Source organism: Pseudomonas sp. ChxA (genome assembly GCF_030263855.1).
GTDB lineage: Bacteria > Pseudomonadota > Gammaproteobacteria > Pseudomonadales > Pseudomonadaceae > Aquipseudomonas > Aquipseudomonas fluorescens_CB.
The window spans coordinates 1693204-1707997 of record NZ_JARPMK010000001.1 but is presented as its reverse complement, the minus strand read 5'-3'; the positions used below and the strand labels follow the sequence as shown (position 1 = coordinate 1707997).

The 14794-nt window shown below is 61.3% G+C and carries 11 protein-coding genes; 3 read left to right on the top strand and 8 right to left on the bottom strand.

What is annotated here, in order from left to right; translation table 11 throughout:
* The first annotated feature begins 285 nt into the window (after window positions 1-285).
* Window positions 286-3495 (top strand): ribonuclease E, encoded by a 3210-nt coding sequence (gene rne / locus P5706_RS07615; protein ID WP_285678883.1) that lies wholly within the window; start codon window positions 286-288, stop codon window positions 3493-3495.
* Between the two features lie 206 nt (window positions 3496-3701).
* Here the strand turns inward: rne and P5706_RS07610 are convergent, their stop codons facing one another.
* From P5706_RS07610 to P5706_RS07600, 3 genes are all read right to left on the bottom strand, one after another.
* The gene (locus tag P5706_RS07610) at window positions 3702-4289 is read right to left on the bottom strand and encodes a nucleotidyltransferase family protein (protein ID WP_285678882.1); all 588 of its coding nucleotides are present in this window, start codon (window positions 4287-4289) and stop codon (window positions 3702-3704) included.
* On the bottom strand, window positions 4289-5275 hold the full coding sequence (locus tag P5706_RS07605) for an XdhC family protein (protein ID WP_200433828.1): 987 nt from the start codon (window positions 5273-5275) through the stop codon (window positions 4289-4291). Before P5706_RS07605 ends, P5706_RS07610 begins: the two co-directional genes overlap by 1 nt.
* Window positions 5276-5410: 135 nt before the next feature.
* Window positions 5411-6742, bottom strand: a complete 1332-nt coding sequence (locus tag P5706_RS07600; protein ID WP_017138374.1) for a dicarboxylate/amino acid:cation symporter — start codon at window positions 6740-6742, stop codon at window positions 5411-5413.
* Between the two features lie 339 nt (window positions 6743-7081).
* Here P5706_RS07600 and P5706_RS07595 point away from each other — a divergent pair, with 339 nt between their 5' ends.
* Complete coding sequence (locus P5706_RS07595; RefSeq protein ID WP_200433829.1) at window positions 7082-8080, top strand: AraC family transcriptional regulator; 999 nt, start codon at window positions 7082-7084, stop codon at window positions 8078-8080.
* A 997-nt stretch (window positions 8081-9077) separates the two neighbouring features.
* Here P5706_RS07595 and P5706_RS07590 read toward each other — a convergent pair.
* From P5706_RS07590 to P5706_RS07580, 3 genes are read right to left on the bottom strand one after another with little or no spacing between them, the layout of a single operon-like run.
* The gene (locus tag P5706_RS07590; RefSeq protein WP_200433152.1) at window positions 9078-10424 is read right to left on the bottom strand and encodes an ATP-binding protein; all 1347 of its coding nucleotides are present in this window, start codon (window positions 10422-10424) and stop codon (window positions 9078-9080) included.
* Window positions 10421-11098, bottom strand: coding sequence for a response regulator (locus P5706_RS07585; protein ID WP_017138377.1), 678 nt, complete (start codon window positions 11096-11098; stop codon window positions 10421-10423). Before P5706_RS07585 ends, P5706_RS07590 begins: the two co-directional genes overlap by 4 nt.
* Before the next feature lie 18 nt (window positions 11099-11116).
* The gene (locus P5706_RS07580) at window positions 11117-11425 is read right to left on the bottom strand and encodes a hypothetical protein (RefSeq protein ID WP_285678881.1); all 309 of its coding nucleotides are present in this window, start codon (window positions 11423-11425) and stop codon (window positions 11117-11119) included.
* A 138-nt stretch (window positions 11426-11563) separates the two neighbouring features.
* Here P5706_RS07580 and P5706_RS07575 point away from each other — a divergent pair, with 138 nt between their 5' ends.
* Complete coding sequence (locus P5706_RS07575) at window positions 11564-12280, top strand: 4'-phosphopantetheinyl transferase family protein (RefSeq protein WP_285678880.1); 717 nt, start codon at window positions 11564-11566, stop codon at window positions 12278-12280.
* An 89-nt stretch (window positions 12281-12369) separates the two neighbouring features.
* Here the strand turns inward: P5706_RS07575 and P5706_RS07570 are convergent, their stop codons facing one another.
* Window positions 12370-13980 carry an ATP-binding protein gene (locus tag P5706_RS07570; RefSeq protein ID WP_200433155.1) on the bottom strand — a complete coding sequence of 537 codons (1611 nt, stop codon included), beginning with the start codon at window positions 13978-13980 and terminating at the stop codon, window positions 12370-12372.
* Window positions 13977-14702 carry a response regulator gene (locus P5706_RS07565; protein ID WP_285678879.1) on the bottom strand — a complete coding sequence of 242 codons (726 nt, stop codon included), beginning with the start codon at window positions 14700-14702 and terminating at the stop codon, window positions 13977-13979. Before P5706_RS07565 ends, P5706_RS07570 begins: the two co-directional genes overlap by 4 nt.
* Window positions 14703-14794 lie beyond the last annotated feature (92 nt).

Below are 14794 nucleotides of genomic sequence, written 5' to 3'. Positions count from 1 at the left end.
GGTGGAGATGCACAACCGTCGGACCGTGTAGCATTAGGCTTATAAGACGCTTCATCTCGTCCACAGTCGCCGGTTGATTCCTCCTCCTGACCTTAGCTTTTGTTGAAGTGGTGCCTTTGTCACCACCGCTAACAAGCAGGACGCGTCCGTCGCGATACCGGCCCAATTGGCTCGTTATTGCTGGACACTGGAGTGGCCAACCACTCTTGACGCACCTGACACCGACCGTGAGAAGTCGTGTGTGCCGAACGCCGTTTCCGGCAGCCCGGAAACCGACGGTACAACATGAAAAGAATGCTGATTAACGCAACTCAACCCGAAGAGTTGCGTGTTGCACTGGTAGATGGCCAACGCCTCTATGACCTGGATATCGAATCCGGTGCGCGCGAGCAAAAGAAGGCCAACATCTATAAAGGCCGTATTACTCGCATCGAACCAAGCCTTGAGGCTGCCTTTGTCGATTTCGGCTCCGAGCGCCACGGCTTCCTGCCCCTCAAAGAAATCTCCCGCGAATACTTCAAGAAAGCCCCTGAAGGCCGCGTGAACATCAAGGACGTCCTGAGCGAAGGCCAGGAAGTCATCGTTCAGGTCGAAAAAGAAGAACGTGGCAACAAGGGCGCCGCCCTGACCACCTTCATCTCCCTGGCCGGCCGTTACCTGGTGCTGATGCCGAACAACCCACGTGCCGGCGGCATTTCCCGTCGCATCGAAGGCGAAGAACGCAACGAACTGCGTGAAGCGCTGAATGGTTTGATCGCACCGGCCGACATGGGCCTGATCGTGCGCACTGCAGGCCTGGGCCGCAGCAGCGAAGAAATGCAGTGGGACCTCGACTACCTGCTGCAACTGTGGACCGCTATCAAAGAAGCCTCGCTGGATCGATCCGCGCCATTCCTGATCTACCAGGAAAGCAACGTAATCATCCGCGCCATTCGCGATTACCTGCGCCAGGACATCGGCGAAGTGCTGATCGACAGCGTTGAAGCCCAGGACGAAGCCCTGACCTTCATCCGCCAGGTGATGCCGCAGTACGCCAGCAAGATCAAGCTGTACGAAGACAGCGTTCCGCTGTTCAACCGTTTCCAGATCGAAAGCCAGATCGAGACCGCCTTCCAGCGCGTGGTCGAACTGCCTTCCGGCGGCTCCATCGTAATCGACCCGACCGAAGCCCTGGTGTCCATCGACATCAACTCGGCACGCGCCACCAAAGGCAGCGACATCGAAGAAACCGCGCTGCAGACCAACCTGGAAGCAGCTGAAGAAATCGCCCGCCAGCTGCGCCTGCGTGACATCGGCGGCCTGATCGTGATCGACTTCATCGACATGACCCCGGCCAAGAACCAGCGCGCCGTGGAAGAAAAAGTCCGCGAATGCCTGGAAGCTGACCGTGCCCGCGTACAGGTCGGCCGTATCTCGCGCTTCGGCCTGCTGGAAATGTCCCGTCAGCGCCTGCGCCCATCCCTGGGCGAGAGCAGCGGCATTGTCTGCCCGCGTTGCAACGGCACCGGCATCATCCGTGACGTTGAATCGCTATCGCTGGCGATCCTGCGCCTGATCGAAGAAGAAGCCCTGAAAGACCGCACCGCCGAAGTCCGCGCGCAAGTGCCGATCCCGGTGGCAGCGTTCCTGCTTAACGAAAAACGCAACTCGATCACCAAGATCGAACTGCGCACCCGTGCCCGCATCGTCATCCTGCCGAACGATCACCTCGAGACGCCGCACTTCGAAGTGCAACGCCTGCGTGATGACAGCCCTGAAGCCCACAGCGGCCAGTCCAGCTACGAAATCGCTGCTGCCGCTGCCGAAGTGGAAGAAGTCCAGCCAGCCGCTGCGACCCGTACTCTGGTTCGCCAGGAAGCAGCCGTGAAGACGGCACCGGCGCGTGCCAACGCACCGGTCCCAGCTGAAGTGGCTGCACCGGTTGCCGCACCGGCCGCCATGCCTGAGCCAAGCCTGTTCAAAGGCCTGGTGAAGTCGCTGGTCAGCCTGTTCGCCAGCAAAGAAGAACCCGCTGCGCCGGTTGTGGTTGAAAAACCAGCCGCCGAGCGCCCTGCTCGTAACGAAGAACGTCGCAACGGTCGCCAGCAGAGCCGTAACCGCAACGGTCGCCGTGACGAAGAACGCAAGCCGCGCGAAGAGCGTGCTCCACGTGAAGAACGCGCACCTCGTGAAGAGCGCGCACCTCGCGAAGCCCGTGAAGAAACCCCAACTGTAGCCCGTGAAGAACGTGCACCGCGCGAAGAGCGCGCGCCGCGTACTCCGCGTGCTCCACGTGAAGACCGCAAGCCACGTGGCGAGCGTGAAGAACGTGTGCGTGAACTGCGCGAGCCGCTGGACGCTGCACCGGCAGTAGCTGCCGTCGCTGCCGAAACCGTCAGCGAAGAACGCCCGGCTCGTCAGCCGCGTGAAGAACGCGCCCCACGTGAAGAGCGCCAGCCGCGCCCACCGCGTGAAGAGCGTCAGCCACGTGCCGAGCAAGCCGCTGCTGCCAGCGAAGAAGAAGTGCTGACCGGTGAAGAGCAACTGCAGGAAGATGGCCAGGACAACGCCGAAGGCGATCGTCCACGCCGCCGCTCCCGTGGCCAGCGTCGTCGCAGCAACCGTCGTGAGCGTCAGCGTGATGCCAACGGCAATGTGATCGAAGGCTCGGAAGAGACCAACGAAAACGGCGAAGCTGCAACCGCAGAGCCGACGGGCGCCGAACTGGCTGCCGGCCTGGCGGTGACCGCCGCAGTTGCCAGCAGTGTGATCAGCGCACCGGCTGAAGCCCAGGCGCATGAGCAAGCTGAACGCGCTACCGCAGCTGTTGAAGAAACAGCGGCTGTAGAAGCACCGATTGCCCAGACGCCAGTGGTTGAAGCCCCGGTTGTTGAAGCGCCAGTCGTTGAAGCCACTACCCCGATCGAAGCCCCAGCGGTTCCGGAAGTGGAAGTTGCCTCGCCAGTACGCGAAGTGCGTGAAGTGCGCGATGTTCAGCCAGAAGTCGAAGTGACTGCTGTCGAGCCTGCACCGGTCGCCGAGCCTCAGCCAGTGGTTGAAGCCGTGGTTGAAGCGCCGGTTGTCGAAGAAGCAGCCCCGGTAGTGCGTGAAGTTCGCGAAGAACAGACTGCCTTCCAGTGGACTGCCGAGCCAACTGCACCGGTTGAAGCGCCTGCACCTGCCCCAGTGGTAGAAGAAGCGCCTGCACCGGCTGCCGAAGTGGTTGCCGAACCAACCCCTGTGGTTGAGCCTGCACCTGTGGTTGAAGCGCCCGTGGTTGCCGAGGTCGCAGCACCAGTGATTGAAGCTGCTCCCGTTAGCGCCCTGACCGAAAACGGTCGTGCGCCGAACGACCCACGTGAAGTGCGTCGTCGTCGCAAGGAAGCTGAAGCCGCCGCTGCTGCAGCCGCTGCCGCACCGGCTGCCGAAGTAGTCGAAGCGCCAGCCCCGGTTGTTGAAGCCGTGGTTGAGCACAAGGCCTTGGAAGAAGAGCACGAGCCTAAACCCCTCGTCTGATTCCATCCGCCACTAAAAAGCCCCGCCTGAGTGATCAGGCGGGGCTTTTTTATGGGCGTTCAACTTTAGCCCTGTGGAGATCAAGCCTTGTAGAGATCAAGCCTTGTAAAAATCAAAGGTGGGAGCTGGCTTGCCTGCGATAGCATCACCGCAGCGTGACTGAAACGCCGAGGTGCCTGCATCGCGGGCAAGACCGGCTCCCACAGTTAGCCTGTGCTGAAACTTAGCATCTGCGGTACGTCCACATCCCAAAGCACTCCGGGATCTTGCACTTGCACTTCCCGCACCACCGCCTGGGCAAATAAAGGCTTTGCGCCACGATCACCACTCAATGCCATCAGTCGCGGCCCAAGCGCCCGGCCAAAAGCCACCGGATGCCCGTATCTACCCGCCTGCACCGGCACACTGATGCCATCGTCCTGGACCGCATCAACCACCCGCTCAAGGGTCGACGACTGAATAAACGGCATATCCCCCAACACCACCAACCAGCCATCGGCCTCACCACTGGCTGCGACAGCTGCCGCGATGCTGTCGCCCATACCTGGCGAGTCCAGCAGCAAGACTTCACAGCCATACGCCTTGGCCAAGCGAATAACGGCCAGGCGGTCCGGCGAGGTGACGAGCCAGCGCTTTACGATGCACTTGGGCAAGTTCACCAATACCTGTTCGATTACGGGGCGTGTCACAGCATCGATTCCTACGCAATCGGCCAGCAACTTGTCTTGATCAGCGCCGGCCTCAGCGCGAAAACGACTGCCCTGCCCGGCTGCCAGCACAATCGCCGTGACCATTACTCAGCCACCACCGGCAGCGGTTTCTTCTGCATCGGTGCCACGCCATTCTTGATCGCGACAATTTCCGCCATCAGTGACAAGGCAATTTCCGCCGGTGTATGGCTACCGATATGCAGACCGATCGGCCCATGCAGACGTGCAATCGCCTCCGCCGACAACCCCAGCGCCGCCAGGGTTTCCCGACGTTTCTGCGTATTAACCCGCGAACCGAGGGCGCCAATGTAGAACGCCGATGAGTCCAGCGCCGTCAGCAGCGCCATATCGTCCAATCGAGGATCGTGCGTCAGGCAGACGATGGCCGTGCGCTCATCCGTCTGGATATTCAATACCGCCTCATCCGGCATGCCGGGCACAAAGCGGCCATGTTGCTCTTCCCAGCCGTAGACAAATTCTTCGCGCGGGTCGCAGATCAGCACTTCAAAATCCAGCAAGCGCGCCATTTCGGCCACGTAGCGCGACAGCTGCCCCGCACCGATCAGCAGCAACCGCCAACGCGGGCCGTAGATAGCCCGCAGGCGCTGACCATCAAAGGTCACGACATCGGTCTTGGCTGCGCCGCTCAAGGTGACGCTGCCACTGCTCACGTCCAACTCACGCGCGACAATCTGGTGGTCTTCACAACGCGCCAGCAGTTGCGAGACCCAGCCGAAGTCATCCACGCGCTCTTCAGTCAGGCGCAACGTACCGCCGCAAGGCAGGCCAAAACGCGCCGCCTCATCACGGGTGACGCCGTAGGTGACCAACTGCACCGGCGGGCCATCCGCCGGTAAGCGGCCGTCCTGCAAGCGTGCGATCAGGTCATCCTCGATGCATCCGCCCGACACCGAGCCGATCACCACACCATCGCCGCGCAGGGCCAGCATCGCCCCCGGCGGGCGTGGCGCGCTGCCCCAGGTCTGGACCACGCTGTACAACACCACTCGGTGCCCGGCGCGGCGCCATTCGAGCACGCTGCGCAGGACATTCAGATCCACACTGTCCATCAGGTCTCCTACAGCGGATGAAGTATTTACTTACTGTAAAGCAAGCAAAACCCAAAGCGCCACGTCAGAAACGCAAACGCCCCGAACCAGTCGGGGCGTTTGCAGGCTTTGGGTGTTGTTCACACCCTGGGCAATTTACTTGATAGCAGGAGCAGGGCCTTCGGCCACGCCCAGGTCATCTTCCGGACGGGTATCGGAGATACCGGTGCCGCCGGATGCCAACTCGCTGTGCAGCTTGTCGGTGTCCAGTTCTTTAACCCACTTGGCCACAACGATGGTGGCAACCGCGTTACCCACCAGGTTGGTCAGTGCGCGGGCTTCGGACATGAAGCGGTCGATACCCAGGATCAGCGCCAGGCCGGCAACCGGCAAGTGGCCGACGGCCGACAGGGTGGCAGCCAGTACGATGAAGCCCGAACCGGTCACGCCTGCAGCGCCTTTGGAGGACAGCAGCAGCACCAGCAGCAGGGTGATCTGGTGCGTGATGTCCATGTGGGTGTCAGTCGCCTGGGCGATGAACACGGCAGCCATGGTCAGGTAGATCGAAGTACCGTCAAGGTTGAAGGAGTAGCCGGTTGGGATCACCAGGCCTACTACGGATTTCTTCGCGCCCAGACGCTCCATCTTGATCAGCATGCGTGGCAGTGCGGATTCGGAGGAGGAAGTACCCAGTACGATCAACAGCTCTTCACGGATGTAGCGAACCAGCTTCAACACACTGAAACCGTGCGCGCGGCAGATGGCGCCCAGCACCACCACCACAAACAGGATGCAAGTGATGTAGAAGCAGATCATCAACTGACCCAGTTGCACCAGCGAACCTACACCGTAGGCGCCGATGGTGAACGCCATGGCGCCCAGGGCACCGATTGGCGCGAGCTTCATGATCATGTTGATGATGTTGAACATCACGTGGGCGAAGCGATCAATGAAGTCCAGCACCGGCTTGCCGTAGGCACCCAGGCGATGCAGGGCGAAACCGAAGATCACCGAGAACATCAGCACTTGCAGGATGTCGCCGTTGGCGAAGGCACCGACGATGGTGTTCGGGATCACATTGAGGATAAAGCCAACCACGCTCTGGTCTGCACCGGCGGTCACGTAGGCCGCGACTTTAGAGGCGTCCAGGGTCGCTACGTCGATGTGCATGCCGGCGCCCGGTTGCACAACGTTAACGACGATCAGGCCGATCAGCAGAGCGATGGTGGAAACAACTTCGAAGTACAGCAGCGCGTAGCCGCCGGTTTTGCCCACCGATTTCATGCTTTGCATGCCAGCGATGCCGCTGACAACGGTGCAGAAGATGATCGGGGCGATGACCATTTTGATCAGCTTGATAAAGCCGTCACCCAGTGGCTTGAGGGCCACGCCGGTCTGTGGGTAGAAGTGACCGAGCAAAATACCGATAACGATTGCGACGATCACCTGGAAATACAGGGATTTGTAGATTGGCTGACGAGTCGTCATTGCAAAGTTCCTCAATCGCACCGTGTGGCAAAGATCCGCCATTGCCCACGACACTTGAATTGCGAACCCTCCTGCACTGGAGGGATTTGTTGTTTGCGAAGCCTGTAGGAACAAGCCTGCGCTGTAATCCTTATCGCAAACGCCGTGCCACTTTGCTCAAAACCCTTGAAGGCCTTTAGACATCAGGGCCGAGAACCACCACCACGCCATCGACACTGTGGGTGAGGTGGCGGAATTCCGCCGGCTCACCCTATCTCGTCCTACAATTTGGCGGATATCCGCCTTGTCGCCCCAGCCGGTGATGGCTAACATCCGCCACTCCATGGACGAGGCCCTCACATGCGTGAACGTACCATCGCCAGTCACTACGCCCGCGCCGCCCTGGGCGGTGCGCGCCGCGCGGGTTACGACTATTCGGGCCTGCTGCTGCAAGTGGGCATCACCCCGGAGCTGCTGAGCGAACCCCGCGCCCGCATCGCCCCGGAGCAATTTACCCGGCTGTTGCAGATGCTGTGGCTGGCGCTGGACGACGAATACCTGGGGTTTGCCGAAGGCCCGAGCAAGCGCGGCACCTTCGCCATGATGTGCCACGCACTGATTCACTGCCGCACCCTGGAGAAGGCTCTGGAACGCGGCTTATTATTTTATAGCCTATTCCCGCAGGGTCCGCGCTGGCAGCTGACCAGAGAAGGCGACATGGCCCGCTTGAGCCTGGACGATTCGCAGCTGTGGGACCCGGACCACTTTCTCAGCGAGTGCCTGCTGGTGATCTGGCATCGCTTGGGCAGTTGGTTGATCGGCCAGCGTATCCGGCTCCAGCAAGCCACGTTCAGCTACCCGATGCCGGGCCATGCGGGCGAGTATGATTTGCTGTTCCCCTGCCCTCAGGTATTCGGCGCGCCGAACAGCAGCCTGGTGTTTCCCGCCCGTTACCTGAGCCTGCCGTTGTTACAGGACGAGCGCACCCTCAAGCACTTTCTCGAGCGTTCACCCGCCGACCTGTTGTCGCGCCCGGATGAAGGCGACAGCTTAAGCAGCCAACTGCGCCGCCTGCTCAGCCGCGACCGCACGCCCTGGCCGGACCTGGAAGCCGTCGCCCAGCACCTGCACATCAGCCCGCAAACCCTGCGCCGGCATTTGCGAGAGGAAGGCAGCAGTTTTCAGGCGCTCAAGGATGAGTTGCGGCGGGACATCGCCATTTATCACTTGGGGCGCGCGGATTTGTCGTTGCAGGAGATTGCCGAACAGTTGGGGTTCTCTGAACCGTCGGCGTTTCATCGGGCGTTCAAGAAGTGGACAGGGCTGACGCCGGGGGCTTACCGCGCGCAGGAGAGTTAGAGATGTAGTGCTTGGGCTTGCCTGCGATGAGCGTGGGCGGTCGGGCCGGGGGGCATATCCGTTATTTGGGTGATGGCTGATATTGGTTCCGCTCTTACAGCGGGTCACTTTTGTAAAGACACAAAAGTAACCAAAAAGTCTTCGCCCCAACACTCGGTGCCTCGCTTAGGCTCGGCATGCCCGCAATCCGACAGTGATTTGGGGGGCCGCCGCGATGGGCCATCCTTGGCCCAGCGCGGCTAAACCGGCATCCCTGCCGGTTTACCCCCCAAATCCCTGTCAGATTCCGGCCATCGTGTTTGACGGGGCGATTTCAGATCAAGATCAAAAGCGCAGATCAAAAGACCGCTGACTTCGTCATCGAAAAGGATGTAAGAGCCAGAGCAACAGCAACAGCAACAGCAACAGCAGCAGCAGCAGCAACAGCAGAGCCATACTCGGTCTAATGTGGGAGCTGGCTTGCCTGCGATGGCATCAACTCGGTGTGCCTGATGTACCGAGGTGTCTGCATCGCAGGCAAGCCAGCTCCCACAGAAAAGCAGTTCTTCAGTGTATTCAGATAGGCTTTGGCTTTGCACTTGATCTGGCTCTTGCTTCAACCACTCAGGTCGGCTTTCAGGCCGCCGTGCTGTAGATCTTGATCTTGATCTGAGACGCCCCGTTAACCACGATGGCCGAACGCAGGCTTGAATCCGTGGGTAACCCGGCAGGACGCCGGGTTAGCCGCGCTGGGCCAAGGATGGCCCATCGCGGCGGCCCACGGATTCAAGCCGGAGTGAGGGCACACCGAGCCTAAGCGAGGGGCCGAGTGGTGGGGCACAGACCTTTTGGTTACTTTTGGGGCGTTTGCCAAAAGTGACCCGCTGTAAGAGCGGAACCATAGGCAGCCATCACCAAAATAACGGATATGCCCCCAAAATAAACCAGCCCAACACCACAAACGCCAATATCTGTGTAGATGCCTATGCCGCGATGAGGCCAGCAAGGGCAATAAAGATCAAGCCGCCGGAAAGTGAATCTTGAACGCTGCGCCACCCAGCGGTGAATCCCCAAGGGTCAACCGCGCGCTGTAACTTTCAATGATGTCCTTGACGACCGCCAAGCCGATACCCTGCCCCGGATGCTGACGGTCCAGCCGCTCGCCCCTTTGCAGAATTCGCGCACGCTGATCAGGCGGCACACCCGGGCCGTCATCTTCAATGCACAGCTCAGTACCTTCGAGGTTTTCCACCAGGCTGATGCGCACTTCACTCAGGCACAGGCGATAGGCGTTTTCCAGCAGGTTGCCGAGCATTTCCAGCAAGGCGCCCTTCTCGATCGGCACGTCACATTCGGGCGGCAACTCGAAGGTCACGGTCACGCGCTTGTCGCGGTAAACCTTATCCAGCGTGTCACACAGGCTTTGCAGCACCGGTTCGAGGCGCACCTGGTGACGCACCAGGCCGCTTTTGCGCAGGCTGGCGCGCTGCAGCTGGTAGCCGATCTGCTGGCTCATGCGTTCGATCTGTGATTGCAGCACCCAGGCCTGGCCGCGCTCTTCCGGGCGTTGGGCCATGTCTTCACTCACGCCCTGCAACACCGCCAGCGGGGTTTTCAGGCTGTGGGCCAGGTCGTCGAGGGAGTCGCGGTAGCGCGCCCGTTGCTCGCGCTCGCTGTGCAGCAAACGGTTGAGCGAGCCAGTCAGGCGCAGCAGTTCGCGCGGGTGTTCTTCGGTGAGGCTTTCGCGGGTGCCACCTTCGATCTGGTCAAGCTCCTGGCTCAGGCGCCGCAAGGCTTGCAAGCCCCAGGTCAGGCCCAGCCACAACAGCGTCAGCAATACCAGCAAGGCTGCGCCGAAGCCGAGGTAGAGGTTTTCCTGCAGGCCTTCGAGGGTCAATTGGTATTCGCGCACCGGTTGCAGCGCGACGATACTGAACGCCGCGCTCTTGCCGCCCAGCAGCTTGACCTCGACGTCATACACGAAGAACTCTTGGCCATTGGCTTCGCGAATTCGCGCAAATTCATTACCGCGCCCGTCGTAGCGCGGCTTGTAGTTGATGTTTTCTTCCTGGGTCGCCCGCGAGCGCCACACCAGATGGCCCTCACGGTCGTAGATGTAACCGAGCAGGCGACTGTCAGTGAGGTTGAAGCGTTCGTCCGGCAACTGCGCCGGCATCAGCAGGCGGTTGTTTTCGACCCGCGCAGCGGAAATCAGCGTGGTGACGTCCGAGGCCAGGCGCTGCTCGATGGAATCCTGCAGCGCCAGGCTGAACGCGCCTTGCATGGCGGGCAACAAGCCCAGCATAAACAGCACGGCCAGGGTGGTGGCCGCGAGCATCAAGCGCACACGTAGCGAGCGAATCAACGGCAGCGCTCATTGAACAGGTAGCCCAGGCCACGCACGGTGTCGATCGGTTTGAACCCGGCCGGGCCTTCCAGCTTGCGGCGCAGACGCCCCACCAATACTTCGATCACGTTCGGATCACGCTCGTCGTCATCGGGGTAGAGCTGCTCCATCAAGCGGTCTTTGGCGACCACCTGCTGATGGTGACGCATCAGGTATTCGAGAATCCGGTACTCGTAGGCCGTCAGCGCCAGCGGTTGCTCATCCAGCGAGGCTTGCTTGCGATTGAGGTCCAGCAGCAAAGGCCCGGCGACGATAGTCGATTGGGTGAACCCGCTGGAGCGGCGCAGCAAGGCGTTCATCCGCGCCTCCAGCTCTTCGAACTGGAACGGCTTGACCACGTAATCGTCGGCACCGGCAGCCAGGCCTTCGACCTTGTCTTGCCAGTTGCCGCGCGCGGTGAGGATCAGGATCGGGAAAGTCTTGGCCTGGCTGCGCAGTTGGCGAATCAGGTCCAGGCCGCCCATGCCGGGCAGGCCCAGGTCGATAATCGCCAGGTCATGGTTGAATTGGCCGGTCTGGTACAGGGCTTCCTCGGCATTGGCCACGGCTTCGACCACATGGCCGCTGTCGGTCAGGCGGGTGAACAGGTGATGGCGCAACAACGCCTCATCTTCCACGACCAGCAATTTCATAAGGCTCTCCAAGGCGATTCAACTGTCCGACAGGGGGATATCATAGCGGCCCTGCAAGTCTTGCGGGCGCAGTTTAATGCCATTGTATTGGCCCGTCAGGTGTTCGTAGCCAGTACGGTAGGCCGGTTGCGGCAGGGTCATGCCCAAAGACTGGCCCCACGGCGCGGTGTGGCCGCCCACTTCTTCGAAGCTCACACGTTGGATCAGGTTACTGGATTTCTTGGTTTTCTCGCTGCCGAAAGCGGCAAAAGCACCGTCCGAAGCCTGAACCCCAGCGGTGGCGCCGAGCATGCTTAAGGCCAGAATCAGCTTTTTGATCGCAGTCATGGGGCTTACCTCTACGCGTTTTGGCTGTTGAAGCCAGACTACGCAGGCGCCCCTGAACTCCCCCTGAACGGGCTCTGAACCGGGCCTGAACCGTTACGGGCTATCCACCGGCGCGCCAACTGACGCAAAATACCGCGCATGACGCCTCTACCCGCTTGCTGCACTCCGCTCGATGCCCATTGGCCACTGCCCATCCCTCTGCCGGGCACGGTGTTCTTGAGCACGCGATTCGACCCGGCCTTGCTGCTCGCCGATGACTTCCAGCGCAGCGCCGTGCCGCCGCCCGCCAGCATCCAGCGCTCAGTGGCCAAGCGCCAGGCGGAGTTCCTGGCGGGTCGCCTGTGCGCCCGCGCAGCGCTGCAACAGCTTGACCAACTGGATTGCGTTCCCGCCATCGGCGACGACCGTGCGCCGGTGTGGCCTGGGCATATCAGCGGCTCCATTACCCACAGCACCGGGCACGCGGCGGCCATTGTCGGGCACAAAGCGCAATGGCGCGGTTTGGGGATGGACCTTGAAAATCTGCTGTCACTGGAGCGAGCCGAACGTTTGGCTGGGGAGATTCTAACGGCCGACGAATTGCAGCGCATGGCATTAGTGCCGCGCGAACAGTTGGCCTTGCTGGTGACGCTGACGTTTTCGCTCAAGGAGAGCCTGTTCAAGGCGCTGTATCCGATTGTGCACAAGCGCTTCTACTTTGAGCATGCCGAGGTACTTGAGTGGTCGCAGGCCGGGCATGTGCGGTTGCGGTTGCTGACGGATCTGTCGGCAGAGTGGTGTGATGGCAAGGAGCTGGAGGGGCAATTTGCGGTGGAGGGGGATCAGTTGTTGAGCCTGGTGGCCGTCAGCGCCTGATAGATCGCTATCGCGGGCAAGCCCGGCTCCCACCTTTGATGTGCGAATACATTCAAAATGTGGGAGCTGGCTTGCCTGCGATGGCGGTCTCAAGTCTTATCTTGATCCCTTGGCCAACTCAGACTAAAGCACGCCCCACCAAGATTGTTGCTCTTGCTGATCAACGCCCGCCCGCCGTGCCAATAAATAATCCGCCGCACTATCGACAAGCCCAGGCCATGCCCGCCTGAAGCTCGCGTGCGACTGTCGTCCAGCCGCAAAAACGGCGTGAAGATCCGCTCCCAGGCGCTTTCCGGCACGCCTGGCCCGTCATCTTCCACATCGATGCGGCAGCGCACCTGCCCCACCTGATAACTGATCAACACTTGGCCCTGGGCATGGCGCATGGCATTGCCCACCAGGTTTTGCAGGGCACGGTGCAGGTAGCGCGGCTCGGCATCGACCCAGGCGTGATCCCAATGCGCCGAGGACAGGCAGATACCCCGGGTGACACTGACCTGCGGGCGCAATGGCGATAATTCGCCGATCACCTGATCGAGCAAGGCATCGAGGTCGACCCGCTGGAAATTCAGCTCCGGCGCACCTTGCTCCAGGCGGGCGTAGGTGAGCATTTCGTCGACCAGGCCGTCGAGGTCCTGGATATCGCTGTCCATGCCTTCCATATATTTACGCCGCGCCTCTGGGGTGGCGGCGTCGCCGATCATCTCCAGGCCGAAACGCAAGCGCGCCACCGGGGTGCGCAATTCGTGGGAGACGGCGCGCACCAGCTCGCGCTGGATCGCCAGCAATTGCTGCAAGTGCTCGGCCATGCCATTGAAGGCGGCGGCCAAACGCCCTACCGAATCGGCGCCACGCGCCGGTACGCGCACTTCCAGGTTGCCTTTGGCAATGCGCGTGGCCGCCGCCTCCAGGCCTTTGAGGCGGCGCTCAAGCTGGCGCACCAATAAATAGACGATCAAGCCGATCAGCGTGAGGCTGATCAACGCGATCAGGATCAGCCACTGCGGCGGGTACGGGTTCATTTGATACAGCGGGCCGATTTCCAGCACCCACGGCGTGCCGACCATGCCGGCGAATACGCGGATGGAGTCACCGCCCTTGCCCAGGGCCATTACCGTATCGCCCTCTGCGACGCGGCGGCGTTGGTCGTCATCCATATCGGCCTGATCCAGCGTCATCAAGTGCATCTCAAAACCAAAGCCCTTGGCCTCTTTTATGTCCGCCAGGCGTTGCGGCTGCTCGGCCACCGGGAAACGCACCAGTTCATCCGCCAGCAGGTAAATCGTCGCACGTGCCAGTTGCTCGCTGATCTGCTGCACTTCACCGGTGAGCACAAGCTGCGACTGTTCACTGACCAGGCGCAGCACGCGCGCGGCATGCGGGCCGGTCTGCTCCACCAGCACCTGGCCACGTTGCAGGCGATTGCGCTGGGTCAGGTCCAACTGCGCGTCCGCCAAGGGACGCAGTTCCAGGGGAATGCCGAGCAAGCGCTCCCACACCGCCAGGGCGCGCTGGCGCTCGATTGCGCTCATCGGTTGCAGGTTGTCGCCCATCAGCGCAAAGGTGCCGTGGGCCAGGCGCTCACGGTACTGGCCGCTGCGCACTTCGTTGAGCAGGTGCAGGGCCAGCACGCCGAGCAACGCCACCAGGATTAGCGCCGCGCACATGCCGCCGTAGATGCGCAGGAAGATCGAGTTCACAGCGACATGTCGGCGGCAGCTTCGGGGACGAACAAGTAGCCTTTGCTGCGAATGGTCTTGATCAGCCGCGGGTGAATCGGGTCGTCGCCGATCTTGGGCCGAATACGCGAGATGCGCACATCAATGGAGCGGTCCTGGCCGTCGTAGCCAATCCCGCGCAAGGCGATAAAGATTTCTTCGCGGGACAGGATGCGCCCGGCATTCGCCACCAGCAGCCACAGCAGGTCGAACTCGGCACTGGTCAGTTCGATGCTGCCCTCATGCAGCCAGGCTTCGCGCAGGGCGTTGTCCACCACCAGCGGGCCGAATTGCAGGCGCCGCTGGTTTTCCACGGCGGCGGGTATTGCCGGCTCGCTGCGCCGCAACAATGCCTGGATACGCGCCAGCAACAAGCGCGGGCGCACGGGTTTGCACACATAGTCGTCGGCGCCCATGTCCAGGCCCTGTACCTGATCCATGTCGTCGGTGCGGGCGGTGAGCATCAGAATCACGCCGTCATAGCGCTCACGCACTTTGCGGCAGATGCTCAGGCCGTCTTCGCCGGGCAGCATCAGGTCGAGGATCACCAGGTCCGGTTGTTCGGCGATGATGCGCGCCGCCGCCTGGGCGCCGTCGCTTTCCACTGACACCTGCAAGCCGTTGCTCTGCAGGTAGTCACGGGTCAACTCGGCCAATCGCTCGTCGTCCTCGACGATCAATATCTGCCAGGCTTCTTGCTCCATGCGCTACCTCGGTTCTCATTATTGTCATGTGCAGCAAACACACTGCTGCCTCTATATGCAGGCCGATTGTAGCCATGGGCCAGCCCTCAAAC